Genomic DNA, 13,733 nt, shown 5'->3' with positions numbered 1-13,733 from the left:
GGGTCGTGTTCACCTGCACCCTTCGTCCTGCCCGCCTGCTGCCCGCAGTCCCGGCCATGATGATGCGCGTGCGAATGTGCTGTCGCTGACCGGCGTCTGAGACCCGCGACCACGCCCACTCCTCGGACAACCGAGTTGATGTGGGACGTGAGCTCGCACACCCAGGGCGTTCATCACAGGCCAGTCTGTGTCCGCCACCACCAGCGATTGAGCTCCGGCACCCCCGAGAGGGTCACCAGTGATTGCAGTCAAGGACCTGAAAAAGGTCTACCACCAGGCCAACCGTGAGATCCGTGCGCTCGACGGCGTCACCCTCGAGGTGCCCGACGACTCAGTGCACGGCGTCATCGGCCAGTCCGGCGCCGGGAAGTCGACGCTCGTGCGGTGCCTCGCGCTGCTCGACCGCCCCACCTCCGGCACCGTCGAGATCAACGGCGTCGACCTGGCGCACGTCCGCTCCAGTGACCTGCGCAGAGCACGACGCCGCCTCGGGGTGGTCTTCCAACACGCCAACCTCTTCGACTCCCGCACCATCGCGGACAACGTCGCCTACCCGCTGGAGCTTGCCGGTGTGGAGCGTCGCGAGCGGGCGGCGAAGGTGACGGAGCTCCTCGGTCTGGTGGGTCTCGGCGACGCCGCCGCCGCCCATCCTGCGCAGCTCTCCGGGGGGCAGCGCCAGCGCGTGGGGATCGCCCGGGCACTGGCCACCGACCCCGACGTCCTGCTGTGCGACGAGCCGACCAGCGCACTGGACCCTCGCACCACCGACGAGATCCTCGACCTCATCGCCGACATCAAGGCCCGCCTCGGCCTGGCCGTCCTGGTGATCACGCACGAGATGCATGTGGTCAAGCGCATCTGCGACTCGGTCTCCCTCCTGGAGGCAGGCCTCGTGGTGGAGTCCGGGCCGCTGGCTGGGGTGGTGGGCCGCCTCGGAGGACGGCTCAGCGAGATGCTGCTGCAGCTCCCGCCGGCCGCGCCCCTGCCCGCCACCCTCGGAGCGACCCTGGAGGTGCTGGACACCACGCAGCCGGGGGACACTGCGGCCCTGACTGCTGCCGAGCGCCACTTCGACGCGGACCTGCCTGTCCTGGCCGGAACCGTAGAACACCTCGACGGAACCACCTTCTCCCGCATGCGCGTGCTGGTGCCACCCTCCCTGGACCCGGCCGTGGTGGTCAGCCACCTCAAGGGGCTCGGTGCCGAGAGCACCATCTCCGCCCCGAGCATCGACGAGGTGGCCTGATGCCCGGATTCCTCGACGACCTCCTGTCCAACCCGGCCCTGACCACTGCCCTGTGGCCTGCGCTCGTGGAGACCCTCCTCATGGTGGGCATCGCAGGTGTCGCGACGGTGGTGATCGGTCTCCCGCTGGGGGTGGTGTTGTTCGTCACCCAGCCGGGTGGCATGGCAGCGAACCGCGCCGTGAGCGTGGTGCTGTCCGGGATCATCGTCAACATCACCCGCTCGGTGCCCTACGCCATCCTCATGGTCTCCCTCATGCCGTTCACCCGGTTCATCGTGGGCACGTCCATCGGCCCGCTGGCGGCGTCGGTGTCGCTGACCATCGCCTGCGTGCCGTTCTTCGCCCGGCTCGTCGAGTCGGGGTTGCGCGACGTGCAGCCCGGCAAGGTCGATGCCGCGCACGCCATGGGCTCCACCCGCGCCCAGACGGTGTGGAAGGTCATGCTGCCCGAGGCCATGCCCTCATTGGTGGCCAGCGTCACCACCACCCTGGTCACGCTCATCGGCTACTCCGCCATGGCCGGACTCATCGGTGGCGGCGGGCTCGGCCGTCTCGCCTACAACTACGGCTACCAGCGGTTCCAGCCCGAGGTGATGCTCGTCGTCCTCGTGATCCTCGTCCTGTTCGTCCAGGTCGTCCAACTGGTGGGTGAGGCGGTCGTGCGCCGCGTCGACCACCGCTGAGCCCTCGCTCACTCCCCCGTCCCATCAAGCAAGAAGAGGTACACCCATGTCCACCATTCGGAAAGTTTCGGCCGCACTGGCCATCTCCACAGCGCTGCTCCTGAGCGCCTGCGGCGGGGGCACCACCCCGGCCGCCGACGGCGACGCCGGCTCCCTGGTCACAGTCAAGGTGGGCGCCAGCCCGGCCCCCCACGCCAAGATCCTGGAGTTCGTCCAGAAGGAGCTTGCCGCGGACGCCGGCATCAAGTTGGAGATTGTGGAGTTCGACGACTTCGTGCTGCCCAACGAGGCACTGGCCTCCGGTGAGATCGACGCCAACTACTTCCAGCACCTCCCCTACCTCGAGGACCAGATCAAGGAGAAGGGCTACGAGTTCGACCACGGCGAGGGCATCCACATCGAGCCCTACGCCGCGTTCTCCAGCAAGTACGACTCCCTGGCCGACGTGCCCGACGGCGCCACCATCGCCATCACCAACGACGCCGCCAACCAGATCCGTGGCCTGCGGGTGCTGGAGGCCGAGGGCCAGCTGAAGGACGTGGCCGATGACAGCAACGTGCTCAGCCTGACGCCCGAGCAGAACCCCCGCGGGTTCAAGTTTGCCGAGAACCAGCCCGAGGTGATCGTGCAGCAGCTCGAGGACCCGGCCATCGACGTCGCGTTCGTCAACGGCAACTTCATCCTCACCGCCGGCCTCAACACCGACGACGCCATCGCCAAGGAGGCCGTCGAGGGCAACCCCAACGCCAACCTGCTGGCGTGGCGCAGCAACAACACCAACGAGGGCGTGGCGAAGCTCGACGAGCTCCTGCACTCCGACGAGGTGGCCGCCTTCATCAAGGAGACGTGGCCCTCCGGCGACGTCATCGCCGGCAACTGACCGGCTGCACCCATGAGTGCACAGGACCCGCGGCCCACCCCCATGGTGGCCGCGGGTCCTGTGCGTTGTGGCAGCCTGGGATCCCGGCTCAGGGCGTCCCGGGGTTGAGGATGTGCGCCTCGATCCAGCCGTCGTCAAGATCGACGGCTCTGACGGCGTCGAGGACCACGTCCGCCTTGAGCTGGTTGCCCTTGACCACAGCGGCGCAGGCGACGATGACGCCACGCTCGTCACACACCCGGATGATGGGAAGGAAGTGCTCCGACATGTAGGGCGTCAACTCGCCGACGGGGCGGCCGTCGATCCGCACCTGGACGCGCTCCTTCGTGGAGCGTCGCGTGAGCGGGGCCATGCGGTGCAGCGTGGCGGCAATGTGGCGATTCCCCGCCTCGGCGAGAGCCACCCCCATGTGCTCGAGGTGATGCTCCTCCTTGGTCACCTGAACCTTCTGCCCACGCGGGAGCATGAGATGGGGGCTGGCCGGCAGGAACAACGGCGGTGGCGGCGCGACATCGGCCCTGCCCCGTGGCCCCTCGATCCGGGACCTGGCCCGTCCGGGCTCAAGGTCCTTGACGGCGGCGGCACTGTTCAGGTGCCACACGAGGCCGGAGACCAGGGCTGACGTGTAGAAGAGTGAACTCACCGGCAGGATGATTCCCAGCACGACGGCGACGGCGATGAGACTGATCCAGAAGCCGACCGGATGGGTCGTGGTCCATCTCTGCATTCCGTACACCGACCCGTGCCCTCCTGTCCGGGGCCTGGTCGCCCTCGACACGCTGCAGCGTTGGCGACCCCGGGAGGATTCGAACCTCCGACACCCGCTTTAGGAGAGCGGTGCTCTATCCCCTGAGCTACGGGGCCAACCCCGACAGCGTAGCGGGATCACTGCTGGACGGCGAAGCCGAGCGAGTTGAGCGGAGGCCGCTCAATGGCTAGAATGGGGGCATGAGCCGATGGGACTCAACCTGTTGGCACCTGTTCCGTCACGATTTCCAAGGAGGACCACATGACACTCACATTCGACCCGATTCGCGAGATGGACCGTGTCTTCTCGGCCATGCGCACCCCCGCCCCGGTGGGCATGCCCATGGACCTGTTCCGAGCGGACGACCACTTCATCGCGCGTATCGATCTGCCCGGCGTCGACCCCCAGACGATCGACATCGACGTGGAGGACCGCACTCTGACGGTCCGCGCGGACCGCATGGCGCAGAGCGACGATGACATCGCGTGGCTCGTGCACGAGCGCCCCACCGGCACGTTCGCGCGGCAACTGACGCTGGGCTACGGCGTGGCCGCAGACCGGATCGAGGCCGACTATGCCGACGGCGTGCTCACGCTGAGCATCCCCGTGGCGGAGGAGGCGAAGTCCCGCAAGATCCAGGTCAGCCACTCCGCAGGCTCCCAGATGATCACCGGGAGCGTCTCGGAGGACCCAGAGAAGTCCTGAGAAGCACCCAGAAACACAAGGGCCGCCCTTCGGGGCGGCCCTTGTTGCTCACTCAGCGCAGGGCGCCGTAGGTGCTCTTGGCCTTCTCCAAGGCGGACACGTAGCCGGTGCGGGCGTACCCCGCGGGGTCCGCATCCCGTGGAACGGCCAGCATGCCGCGGGCCCGCTCCAGGGTGAGTTCCTTGCGGGTCAGCCAGGCCTCGAGCCCCTCCAGGAGCTTCCCGGCGTGCGGGGCACCGTGGCGGACCAGCGAGGAGGTGGTCATGACGATGTCGGCGCCGGCGAGAAGATACTTCACCACGTCGGAGGGCGTCTCCACCCCGGAGCTGGCCGCGAGGCTGGCCTTCACCTTGCCGCGCAGGACGGCGATCCACGTGCGGGGCAGGCGCGCGTCGTCGCGGGAGGACAGTGTCACACCGGGGGTGACCTCCAGCCGGTCGATGTCGATGTCGGGCTGCAGGAACCGGTTGAACAGGACGAGTCCGTCGGCCCCGGCGTGGTCGAGTGCGACGCACATGTTGCCCACCGAGGAGAAGTAGGGGCTCATCTTGACGGCCACGGGCACCGAGACGGACTCCCGGACGGCCTGCAGTATCTCGATGTGGCGGTGCTCCACCTCGGAGCCCGTCACCGTGACGTCGCCGGGCACGAGGTAGATGTTCAGCTCGATGGCGGACGCGCCGGCGTCGGCGAGACGGCTGGCGTTCTTGACCCACCCTCCCAGGGTGGCGCCGTTCAGCGACGCGATGAGGGGGACGTCGATGGCGTCGGCCGCCGACTCCACGAGCCTCAGGTACGAGGTGACGGCCGTGCCGTCCGAGGAGTACGGCACGTTGGGGAAGTAGGACAGCGCCTCCGGGAACGAGTCCTCGTGCGCCTCCTCCAACTCGGCCATCTTCTCTGCCTCGCGGCGCATCTGCTCCTCGAACAGGGAGTACATGACGACGGCGCCCACACCGGCGTCGGCAAGTGCCCGCACTCCGTTGACGGTCTGCGAGAGCGGACCGGCCGAGGCCACCAGAGGGTTGCGCAGGCGCAATCCCATGTAGTTGGTCGTGAGATCCATCATTGGCTCCTCGTGTCTGCTGCGAAGTGCTCGGCACCGCGCATGGCCAGTTCCTCGTACTCGCCCCACCGCCTGTTGACGGCCGCTTGCGCCAATCCCACCAGACGATCGGCTTCTTCGGGGTTGGCGGCCCGCAACACCTTGTAGCGCAGCTCCCTGTCCTGGTACTCCCGCAGGGTCAAGCGTGGCCGCGGGGAGTCGAGCAGGAAGGGGTTGCCGCCGGCCTCCCGGATGACGGGGTTGTAGCGCATCAGCGGCCAGTGCCCCGAGTGGACGGCCTTGTACTGCTGCTCCAAACCCTTGCGGATGTCGTAGCCGTGCGCGATGCAGTGGCTGTAGGCGATGATCAGGCTGGGTCCGTCGAACGCCTCGGCCTCGCGGAACGCCTTGAGCGTCTGCTGCGGGTCGGCGCCCATGGCCACGCGCGCCACGTACACGGAGCCGTACGCCATGGCCTGCATGGCCATGTCCTTCTTGTTCGTCTGCTTGCCGGCCGTGGCGAACTTGGCGACGGCGCCCAGAGGGGTGGACTTCGACGACTGGCCACCGGTGTTGGAGTACACCTCGGTGTCCAGCACCAGAATGTTGACGTTGCGTCCGCTGGCCAGCACGTGGTCGACGCCGGAGGAACCGATGTCGTAGGCCCACCCGTCGCCGCCGACGATCCACACGGAGCGTCGCAGCAGGTGGTCGGCCACGCTGCGCAGATCAGTGGCCCTGTGTCCCGGTACGCCCTCGAGCTTCTCGAGCAGCAACTTCACACGCTCGGACTGCAGAAGGAGGTCGCTCTCATGACGCTGCGGTGCCGCGAGCAGGGCATCGACGAGTTCGTCATCCCCGATCTCGGTGCGGAGTTCCTGCAGGCGGGCACGCGCCAGGTCCTCGTGCAGGTCCGCGGCCAGCCGCAGCCCCAGACCGAACTCGGCGTTGTCCTCGAACAGCGAGTTGGACCAGGCGGGCCCGCGGCCCGCCGCATTCTTGGCCCACGGGGTGGTGGGCAGGTTGCCGCCGTAGATCGACGAGCAGCCCGTGGCGTTGGCCACCGTGGTGCGGTCCCCGAACAGCTGCGACAGCAGCTTCAGGTAGGGGGTCTCACCGCAGCCCGCGCAGGCGCCGGAGAACTCGAAGAGGGGCTGCAGGTACTGCGTGCCGCGCACCGTGCCGAAGTCGAGGCGTGCCCGGTTGTTCTGGGGCAGCTCCTCGAAGTAGGTGACGGCCGCCTTCTCCTTCTCACGCTCGACGACGGGCTCGAGGTTGATGGCACGGCGGGACGGCTGGCCGATGGGCTTGACGGGGCAGGCCTCGACGCACAGGCCGCAGCCGGTGCAGTCCTCCACGTAGACCTGCAGCGTGTAACGGCTGTCCGGCAGTCCGGCCGAGTTCAGGGGCGCACTGAGGAATCCCTCGGGTGCGTCCTCGAGCCTCGCGGTGGGGTAGTGCTTGGCGCGCAGCACGGAGTGCGGGCACACGAACGAGCAGTTGCCGCACTGGATGCATGCCTCCGGGTCCCACACCGCGACGATCTCGCTGACGTTGCGCTTCTCGTACTGGGTGGTGCCGGAGGGGTAGGTGCCGTCCACCGGCAGCGCGGAGACGGGCAGGTCGTCGCCGTGCCCGCTCATCATGGTGGCGGTGACGGTGCGGACGAACTCCGGGGCACTCGCGGGTACGGGGTTCGCCAGGAGTTTGCTGGACGTGGCCGTCGCGGGGACCTCGACGCGGTGGAGGTGCGACAGGGACGCGTCGACCGCCTCGTGGTTCTTCCGGACGATCTCCATCGACTTGCGGGCGTAGGTCTTGGTGATGGAGGTCTTGACCTTCTCGATGGCCACATCGCGGGGCAAAACCCCTGAGATGGCGAAGAAGCAGGTCTGCAGGATGGTGTTGGTGCGGCTCCCCAGCCCAGCGGCGCGCGCGACGGCGCTGGCGTCGATGCAGTAGAGGTCGATGCCGAGTTCGATGATCCGGTCCTGCACCGGCCGGGGCAACTGGCCCCACAGCTCCTCGGGTGCGTGGGGCGAGTTCAGCAGCAGCGTGGTGCCCGGCTGCGCCAGCTCCAGGATGTCCACCTGCTCCAGGATCGACCAGTGGTGGCAGCCGATGAAGTTCGCCTTGTTCACCAGGTACGGGGCCCGGATGGGGTTGGGACCGAAACGCAGGTGGCTGACGGTGCGGGAGCCCGACTTCTTGGAGTCGTAGACGAAGTAGCCCTGCGCGAACATGTCCTCGCCGGAGCCAAGGATCTTGATGGTGTTCTTGTTGGCGCCGACGGTGCCGTCCGAGCCCAGGCCGTAGAACACTGCCCGGAGCGTCTCGGGGTCGTTGAGGTCGAAGCTGGCGTCCACGTCCAGGGACAGGTGCGTGACGTCGTCGTTGATGCCGACGGTGAACCTGGGCTTGGGCACGGGCCGGGCCAGCTCATCGACGATGGCCTTGACCATCGCCGGGGTGAACTCCTTGCTGGAAAGCCCGTAGCGCCCGCCGCTCACGTGCGGCATGGTGGCGCGACGGCCGGAGGCGTAGGCCTCCCCCAACGCCGACGTGACGTCCAGGAACAGCGGCTCACCGCCGGACCCGGGCTCCTTGGTGCGGTCCAGGACGGCGATGCGATTCGCCGACGCCGGAAGTGCGGCCAACAGGCTCTCGACGGGGAATGGACGGTACAGGCGTATGAACAGCACCCCGGTGCGGGCATCGGCCGTGGCGTTGAGGTGCTCCACCACGGGCACGATGGTCTCGATGCCGGAGCCCATCACCACCAGCACGCGCTCGGCCAGGGGATCGCCGTGGTACTCCACAGCGGAGTAGGTGCGGCCGGAGATGGCGGCGAACTCGTCGAAGACGTCCTGCAGCAGCGCGGGGACGCGGTCGTAGAACGAGTTCACGGTCTCCCTGGACTGGAAGTAGGTGTCCGGGTTCTGCGCGGTGCCGCGGATGAACGGGTTGGCGGGGCTCAACGCCCGGGCGCGGTGCTCCAGCACCAGCTCACGGGGTACGAGCTCGCGCAGCTGGTCGTCGCTGAGACGGTGCATGGTGTTCAGCTCGTGGGAGGTGCGGAAGCCGTCGAAGAAGTGCACGAACGGCAACCGGGTGCGCAGGGTCGCCAGATGGGCGACGGCGGCCATGTCGTGGGCCTCCTGCACCGAGGCGGAGTTCAGCAGACAAAACCCTGTCTGGCGAACGGCCATGACGTCCTGATGGTCGCCGAAGATGGACAGCCCCTGCGTGGCAAGAGAACGCGCCGCGACGTGGAAAACGGTGGAGGTGAGCTCGCCGGCGATCTTGTACATGTTGGGAATCATGAGCAGCAGGCCCTGCGACGCCGTGAACGTCGTGGACAGCGCACCGCCCTGGAGGGCCCCGTGCATGGTGCCTGCGGCCCCGCCCTCCGACTGCAACTGGATGACGGTGGGCACCTGCCCCCACACGTTGGGACGCCCATGGGCAGACCACTCGTCGGCGAGTTCGGCCATGGTGGAACTGGGGGTGATGGGGTAGATCGAGCACAGCTCGCTCAGCCGGAACGCGACATCCGCCGCGGCTTCGTTGCCATCGATGATCAAACGCTCACTCATCGTCCATCCTCCGGAATCATCGTGATGGCGTGCACGGGGCACTGCTCGTAGCACGTGGCGCAGCCCGTGCACTTCTCATAGTCGAACGCGTAGCGGTGGCCGGGACCGAGCTTGATGATGGCGTCCTCGGGGCAGGACCCGAAGCATCCGTCGCACTCGAAGCAGTTGCCGCAGGAGAGGCAGCGACGCGCCTCGTACTCCGCCTCCTGGCCGGTGAGTCCGGAGTCGATCTCGTCGAATCCCCGCACGCGCTCCTTGCCCGTGGCCAGCACACTTTCCCGCCTGTCGTGCTCGCCGAAGTACCAGAGGTCCATCTGGTCAAGGGTGACCACCGGCTTCTTCGGGGGTCGTGGGGTGGAATCGCGGTTGAGCCACTTGTCGATGCAGCGGGCCGCCTTCTTGCCGTGGCCCACGCCGACGGTGACGGTGCGGTCAGAGGGGACGGCGTCGCCACCGGCGAAGATGCCGGGCACATCCGTCATGAGGGTGGCGGAGTCCACCTGCACCACGTCGTCGTCGAAGCGCATGCCGGGGATGGAGTGGAGGAAGCCGGTGTCGGCCTCCTGCCCGACTGCCAGGATGACGGTGTCGGCCTCGAGCTCCTCGAACTCCCCGGTCCCCACGGCGCGCCCGTCGGCGTCGAGTTCCATGATCTCCACGGTGATCCGGGCGCTGTCCATGGACGTGATGGTCCGCAGCCAGTTCATCTTCACGCCCTCCTGCTCGGCGCCCTCCCGCTCGTCGGCATGCGCGGGCATCTGCTCGGCGGTGCGCCGGTAGACGATGACGGACTCCTCGGCCCCGAGGCGGCGTGCCACCCGTGCCGCATCCATGGCGGTGTTCCCGCCACCGTAGATGGCGACGCGGCGACCGATCTTGGGCCGCCCGCCGGAGGCGACGTCCCGCAGGAAGCTCACGGCGTCCACCATCTTCGAGGCGTCCATGCTGGGGATGTTCACGCGCTTGGACAGGTGTGCCCCGACCGCCACGAACACGGCGTCAAAGCCGCCGTCACGCTGGGTGGTCTCCAGGTCCTTCACGGGCGAGTTCTGCCGGAAGACCACGCCGATGTCCTGGAGCCTGGCCAGTTCGGCGTCCAGCACGCCGCGGGGCAGCCGGTACTCCGGGATGCCGTAGCGCATCATGCCGCCGGGGGCCTCCGAGGCGTCATGGATCTCCACGGTGTGGCCGAGGCGACGCAGGTGGTAGGCCGCGGACAGACCGGAGGGGCCGGAGCCCACCACCAGCACCCTGCGGCCGGAGTCACGCCGCGGCGGGTTGAACGTCCAGCCCTGCTCGATGGCCATGTCGCCGAGGTAGCGCTCCACGGAGCGGATGGACACGCTGGAGTCGAGGTCCCCGCGGTTGCAGACCGCTTCGCACGGGTGGTAGCAGACGCGTCCGTGGATCGCCGGGAAGGGGTTGTCGGCCGTCAACTGTCGCCAGGCATTCTCGTGCTGACCCGCCTTGATGAGGCGCAACCACTCCTGGATGTTCTCCCCCGCCGGACACCCCGCATTGCAGGGCGGCAGCATGTCGAGGTAGATGGGCTTGCGGGATCTGACGGGGGCCACCCTGCCCTCGGTGCGCGCCAGATCCGGCAGCAGTGTCATGTCCCTGTGTTCGCTCACGGCGATCCTCCCATTGACTCCTACCCATCGTAGGAGTTGGGGATCGCCCACATCCCGCCGGGGTCGTGGAGCGAGCATTTTCCGCTGCTACTGTCACACCCATGCGCCGCACACTGAAGCCGATCGCCCTCGCCTGCGGGGCCCTCCTTGCCGCCACGTCACTGTCCGCCTGCAGCGGGGAACCCGAGCAGCAGGTGCTGACAGTCTTCGCGGCCGCCTCCCTGAGTGAGGTCTTCGTGGACATCGCCAAGGACTTCGAGGCTGACCACGAAGGCGTCGAGGTGAAATTCTCCTTCGCCGGCTCCTCCGACCTCGTCTCCCAACTGGAGTCCGGCGCCCCCGCCAATGTGTTCGCCTCCGCCAACGAGAAGCAGATGGAGCGCGCGAAGGAACAAGACGTTGTCAAGGGCGTCGACGTCCTGTTTGCCTCCAACACCCTCACACTCGTCACGCCGGCCGACAACCCGGCGGGCATCACGTCCCTGGCAGATGCCGCCGACTCCTCGCTGGTCATCTGCGCCCCGCAGGTTCCGTGTGGCGCAGCCACCGAGGAGATGGCGGAGGAGGCCGGCATCACGCTGAAGCCCGTGAGCGAGGAGAACTCGGTCACAGACGTGCTCGGGAAGGTCACCTCCGGTCAGGCCGACGCCGGTCTCGTCTACGTCACCGACGCCATCCGTGCAGGTGACGACGTCAAGGTCATCGACATCCCCGAGGCCGACTCCGTGGTGAACTTCTACCCCGTCGCCGCCGTCAGGAGCGATGACACACTGGCACAGGAGTTCGTCGACTTCATCATGTCCGAGCCGTCGCAGGCGAAGCTGCGCGCCACGGGGTTCGGTTCGCCGGTTGAGTGATTCGCCAGCGGGGAGGGTACCCGGCTGGGCGATCATCCCGGCCGCGCTCGGCGCCCTCCTGGTCCTGGTGCCCATCGTTTCCATGGCGGCCCGCGTCGACTGGCCGGGGCTCCCGGCGCTCCTGACGTCGGAGAACGCCGTCACGGCGCTGCTCCTGAGCCTGCGCACGGCGGTGGCAAGCACGCTCGTGTGCCTCGTGCTGGGGATACCGCTGGCACTGGTCCTGGCGCGCGCCCACCACACGGGCATCCGCTGGCTTCGTGCCCTGGTGCTGCTGCCTCTGGTGCTGCCCCCGGTCGTCGGCGGGCTGGCACTCCTGGCGGCTTTCGGACGCACCGGACTGGTGGGCCACTACCTCGAGGCCGGGGGCATTCGCATCGCCTTCACCACGGTCGCCGTCGTGATGGCCCAGGTCTTCGTGTCGCTGCCGTTCCTCGTGGTTGGGCTGGAGGGTGCCCTGCGCAGCGTGGGGACCGAGTACGAGAAGGTGGCCACCACGCACGGCGCCTCCCCCACGCGGACCCTGCTGTGGGTGACGTTGCCACTGGTGGCGCCCGGCCTCATTTCCGGCACCGTCCTGGCCTTCGCGCGCGCGCTCGGCGAGTTCGGGGCCACCCTCACCTTCGCCGGTTCGCTGCAGGGCACGACGCGCACGCTCCCGCTGGAAATCTATCTGCAACGGGAGGTGGACCCCGACCAGGCGCTGGCCCTGTCCCTCCTCCTCATCGTGGTTGCCCTGGCCGTGGTGGCGCTCGTCCACAACAGCCCCCGTTCCGGCCGGGCGCGGAGGCACTCCACGCGCCGACGTCAGGCACCCGGGGTTGATACTGCGCCCCGGCCCCGCGTGCACGCCGGCACGCTCACCTGGCGGGGGACCCTCCGGGACCGGGGGCACGAGACGGAACTGGTGGTGGAGCCCGGGCAGACGGTCGCCGTCGTCGGCGCCAACGGCGCGGGGAAGAGCACACTCATGGGCCTCCTGGCCGGCTTGCTGAACCCGGACGAGGGCCGGTTGACCGTCGGCGATGATGTCCTGACCGACACCACCACTGGTACCCACGTGCCGCCCCACCAGAGACGCGTCGTCCTGCTGGGCCAGCGCCCTCTGCTGTTTCCCCACCTGGACGTGCAGGGCAACGCCGAGTTCGGCCCACGCAGCAGCGGCGAGAAGCATCCCGCCGCCATCGCCCGGCGCGCCCTCGACGACGCCGGTGCCCTGCAGTGGGCAGGGGAACACGCCACATCCCTGTCCGGTGGTCAGGCGTCACGCGTGGCGCTGGCGCGCGCGTTGGCGTGCAACCCACGGGCACTGCTCCTGGACGAACCGTTCGCCGCGCTGGACGTCGCCAGCGCACCGTCAGCCCGCACGGCACTGGCACAGGCCGTGCGGCAGACGGGCTGCCCCACCGTGCTGGTGACACACGACCTGCTGGATGTCCTGGCCCTGGCGGACCGGATCGTGGTGCTGGAGGGCGGCCGGATCGTCGAGAGCGGGACCGTCACCGAGGTGCTGTCCGCTCCCGCGAGCTCCTTCGCCGCCGAACTGGCCGGCGTCAATGTGGCCCACGGCGTGCTGGAGGCCGACGGGGTACTCCACCTCGACGGCGGCGTCGCCGTGCACGGACGACAAAAGGCCGCCGCACCCATGGGTGCGACGGCCTTTGCAGTGTTCCCGCCGAGCAGTGTTGCCGTGTACCTGGAGCCGCCGCACGGCAGCCCCCGCAACGTGTGGCCCGCAGAGGTGGCAACCCTGACCGATCAGGGCGGCGCCATCCGGGTCACCCTTGTGGTGGAGAACGGCACCCGTCTCAGCGCCGACCTCACGGCGGCGGCGGTTGCGGAAATGGGGCTGCGTCCAGGACGCCAGGCCTGGGCCGTCGTGAAGGCCCAGGAAGTCGCCATCCACCCCTCATCGGGACGGCTCAGGACGACGCCTGCTCCTTGAGCAGCGCGTCGATGTCCAGTTCCTTGATCTGCTTGATCAGGTCGTCGAGCTGCTTGCCGTTCAGGAGGCCGGACTGGCGGAACACGAGGTTGCCGCGGCGAAAGGCCATGATGGTGGGGATCGACTGGATCTCCAGCGCACCAGCGAGATCCTGGTTCGCCTCGGTGTCCACCTTCGCGAAGGTGACGTCCTGGTTGCGGGTGGCAGCCTCCTCATAGATCGGGGAGAACCGCTTGCAGGGGCCACACCATTCGGCCCAGAAGTCGATGAGGACAACCTCGTTGTCCTCGACGGTGCTGGCGAAGTTGTCCTTGTTCAGTTCAGTGGTCGACACGTTGCGCATCCTTCACAGTTGGGTCGTGGTTCGACTATGCACAACCACGCAGGACGCCCTTCT

Annotated in this window: 11 protein-coding genes and 1 tRNA gene; 6 read left to right on the top strand and 6 right to left on the bottom strand. The window is 68.3% G+C overall.

Going from position 1 to position 13,733, the window contains the following annotated elements:
• The first annotated feature begins 238 nt into the window (after positions 1-238).
• From EAX62_RS05890 to EAX62_RS05880, 3 genes are read left to right on the top strand one after another with little or no spacing between them, the layout of a single operon-like run.
• A complete protein-coding gene (locus EAX62_RS05890; protein WP_121900655.1) occupies positions 239-1,246 on the top strand; it encodes a methionine ABC transporter ATP-binding protein in 1,008 nt (335 codons plus the stop codon).
• Complete coding sequence (locus tag EAX62_RS05885) at positions 1,246-1,929, top strand: methionine ABC transporter permease (RefSeq protein ID WP_121900654.1); 684 nt, start codon at positions 1,246-1,248, stop codon at positions 1,927-1,929. Before EAX62_RS05890 ends, EAX62_RS05885 begins: the two co-directional genes overlap by 1 nt.
• 46 nt (positions 1,930-1,975) lie before the next feature.
• The gene (locus EAX62_RS05880) at positions 1,976-2,809 is read left to right on the top strand and encodes a MetQ/NlpA family ABC transporter substrate-binding protein (RefSeq protein ID WP_121900653.1); all 834 of its coding nucleotides are present in this window, start codon (positions 1,976-1,978) and stop codon (positions 2,807-2,809) included.
• Between the two features lie 88 nt (positions 2,810-2,897).
• On the opposite strand, the gene EAX62_RS05875 is transcribed toward EAX62_RS05880, so the two are convergent.
• Together EAX62_RS05875 and EAX62_RS05870 are read right to left on the bottom strand one after the other, a co-directional pair.
• Positions 2,898-3,536, bottom strand: a complete 639-nt coding sequence (locus EAX62_RS05875; RefSeq protein WP_121900652.1) for a hypothetical protein — start codon at positions 3,534-3,536, stop codon at positions 2,898-2,900.
• A gap of 61 nt (positions 3,537-3,597) precedes the next feature.
• A tRNA-Arg gene (locus EAX62_RS05870) sits at positions 3,598-3,673 on the bottom strand.
• A gap of 145 nt (positions 3,674-3,818) precedes the next feature.
• Here EAX62_RS05870 and EAX62_RS05865 point away from each other — a divergent pair.
• Positions 3,819-4,262, top strand: coding sequence for an Hsp20/alpha crystallin family protein (locus tag EAX62_RS05865; RefSeq protein WP_121900651.1), 444 nt, complete (start codon positions 3,819-3,821; stop codon positions 4,260-4,262).
• A gap of 52 nt (positions 4,263-4,314) precedes the next feature.
• On the opposite strand, the gene EAX62_RS05860 is transcribed toward EAX62_RS05865, so the two are convergent.
• From EAX62_RS05860 to EAX62_RS05850, 3 genes are read right to left on the bottom strand one after another with little or no spacing between them, the layout of a single operon-like run.
• A complete protein-coding gene (locus tag EAX62_RS05860; RefSeq protein ID WP_121900650.1) occupies positions 4,315-5,331 on the bottom strand; it encodes a dihydroorotate dehydrogenase-like protein in 1,017 nt (338 codons plus the stop codon).
• Positions 5,328-8,903 (bottom strand): pyruvate:ferredoxin (flavodoxin) oxidoreductase, encoded by a 3,576-nt coding sequence (nifJ, locus tag EAX62_RS05855; protein WP_121900649.1) that lies wholly within the window; start codon positions 8,901-8,903, stop codon positions 5,328-5,330. The genes EAX62_RS05860 and nifJ overlap by 4 nt, the downstream gene beginning before the upstream one ends.
• Positions 8,900-10,516 carry an NAD(P)-binding protein gene (locus EAX62_RS05850; RefSeq protein ID WP_233557854.1) on the bottom strand — a complete coding sequence of 539 codons (1,617 nt, stop codon included), beginning with the start codon at positions 10,514-10,516 and terminating at the stop codon, positions 8,900-8,902. The genes nifJ and EAX62_RS05850 overlap by 4 nt, the downstream gene beginning before the upstream one ends.
• A 119-nt stretch (positions 10,517-10,635) precedes the next feature.
• Between EAX62_RS05850 and modA the strand changes: the two genes are divergently transcribed.
• A complete protein-coding gene (gene modA / locus EAX62_RS05845) occupies positions 10,636-11,391 on the top strand; it encodes a molybdate ABC transporter substrate-binding protein (protein WP_121900647.1) in 756 nt (251 codons plus the stop codon).
• A complete protein-coding gene (locus EAX62_RS05840) occupies positions 11,384-13,336 on the top strand; it encodes an ABC transporter permease (RefSeq protein ID WP_158600562.1) in 1,953 nt (650 codons plus the stop codon). Before modA ends, EAX62_RS05840 begins: the two co-directional genes overlap by 8 nt.
• Here EAX62_RS05840 and trxA read toward each other — a convergent pair.
• Positions 13,314-13,670 (bottom strand): thioredoxin, encoded by a 357-nt coding sequence (gene trxA, locus EAX62_RS05835; protein WP_121901042.1) that lies wholly within the window; start codon positions 13,668-13,670, stop codon positions 13,314-13,316. The two genes, EAX62_RS05840 and trxA, sit on opposite strands and share 23 nt — an antisense overlap.
• Positions 13,671-13,733: the final 63 nt, after the last annotated feature.

Origin of the sequence: Tessaracoccus antarcticus, assembly GCF_003688855.1 — a bacterium.
GTDB lineage: Bacteria > Actinomycetota > Actinomycetes > Propionibacteriales > Propionibacteriaceae > Arachnia > Arachnia antarctica.
Note: the sequence above shows the minus strand (reverse complement) of the source record. Positions and strands in the feature narration are given on the sequence as shown.

Excerpts from the sequence above, each read along its gene's own strand:
- EAX62_RS05885 (WP_121900654.1), top strand. The coding sequence starts at position 1,246 with ATGCCCGGATTCCTCGACGACCTCCTGTCCAACCCGGCCCTGACCACT.
- EAX62_RS05880 (WP_121900653.1), top strand. The coding sequence starts at position 1,976 with ATGTCCACCATTCGGAAAGTTTCGGCCGCACTGGCCATCTCCACAGCG.
- EAX62_RS05875 (WP_121900652.1), bottom strand. The coding sequence starts at position 3,536 with ATGCAGAGATGGACCACGACCCATCCGGTCGGCTTCTGGATCAGTCTC.
- EAX62_RS05865 (WP_121900651.1), top strand. The coding sequence starts at position 3,819 with ATGACACTCACATTCGACCCGATTCGCGAGATGGACCGTGTCTTCTCG.
- EAX62_RS05860 (WP_121900650.1), bottom strand. The coding sequence starts at position 5,331 with ATGATGGATCTCACGACCAACTACATGGGATTGCGCCTGCGCAACCCT.
- nifJ (WP_121900649.1), bottom strand. The coding sequence starts at position 8,903 with ATGAGTGAGCGTTTGATCATCGATGGCAACGAAGCCGCGGCGGATGTC.
- EAX62_RS05850 (WP_233557854.1), bottom strand. The coding sequence starts at position 10,516 with ATGACACTGCTGCCGGATCTGGCGCGCACCGAGGGCAGGGTGGCCCCC.
- modA (WP_121900647.1), top strand. The coding sequence starts at position 10,636 with ATGCGCCGCACACTGAAGCCGATCGCCCTCGCCTGCGGGGCCCTCCTT.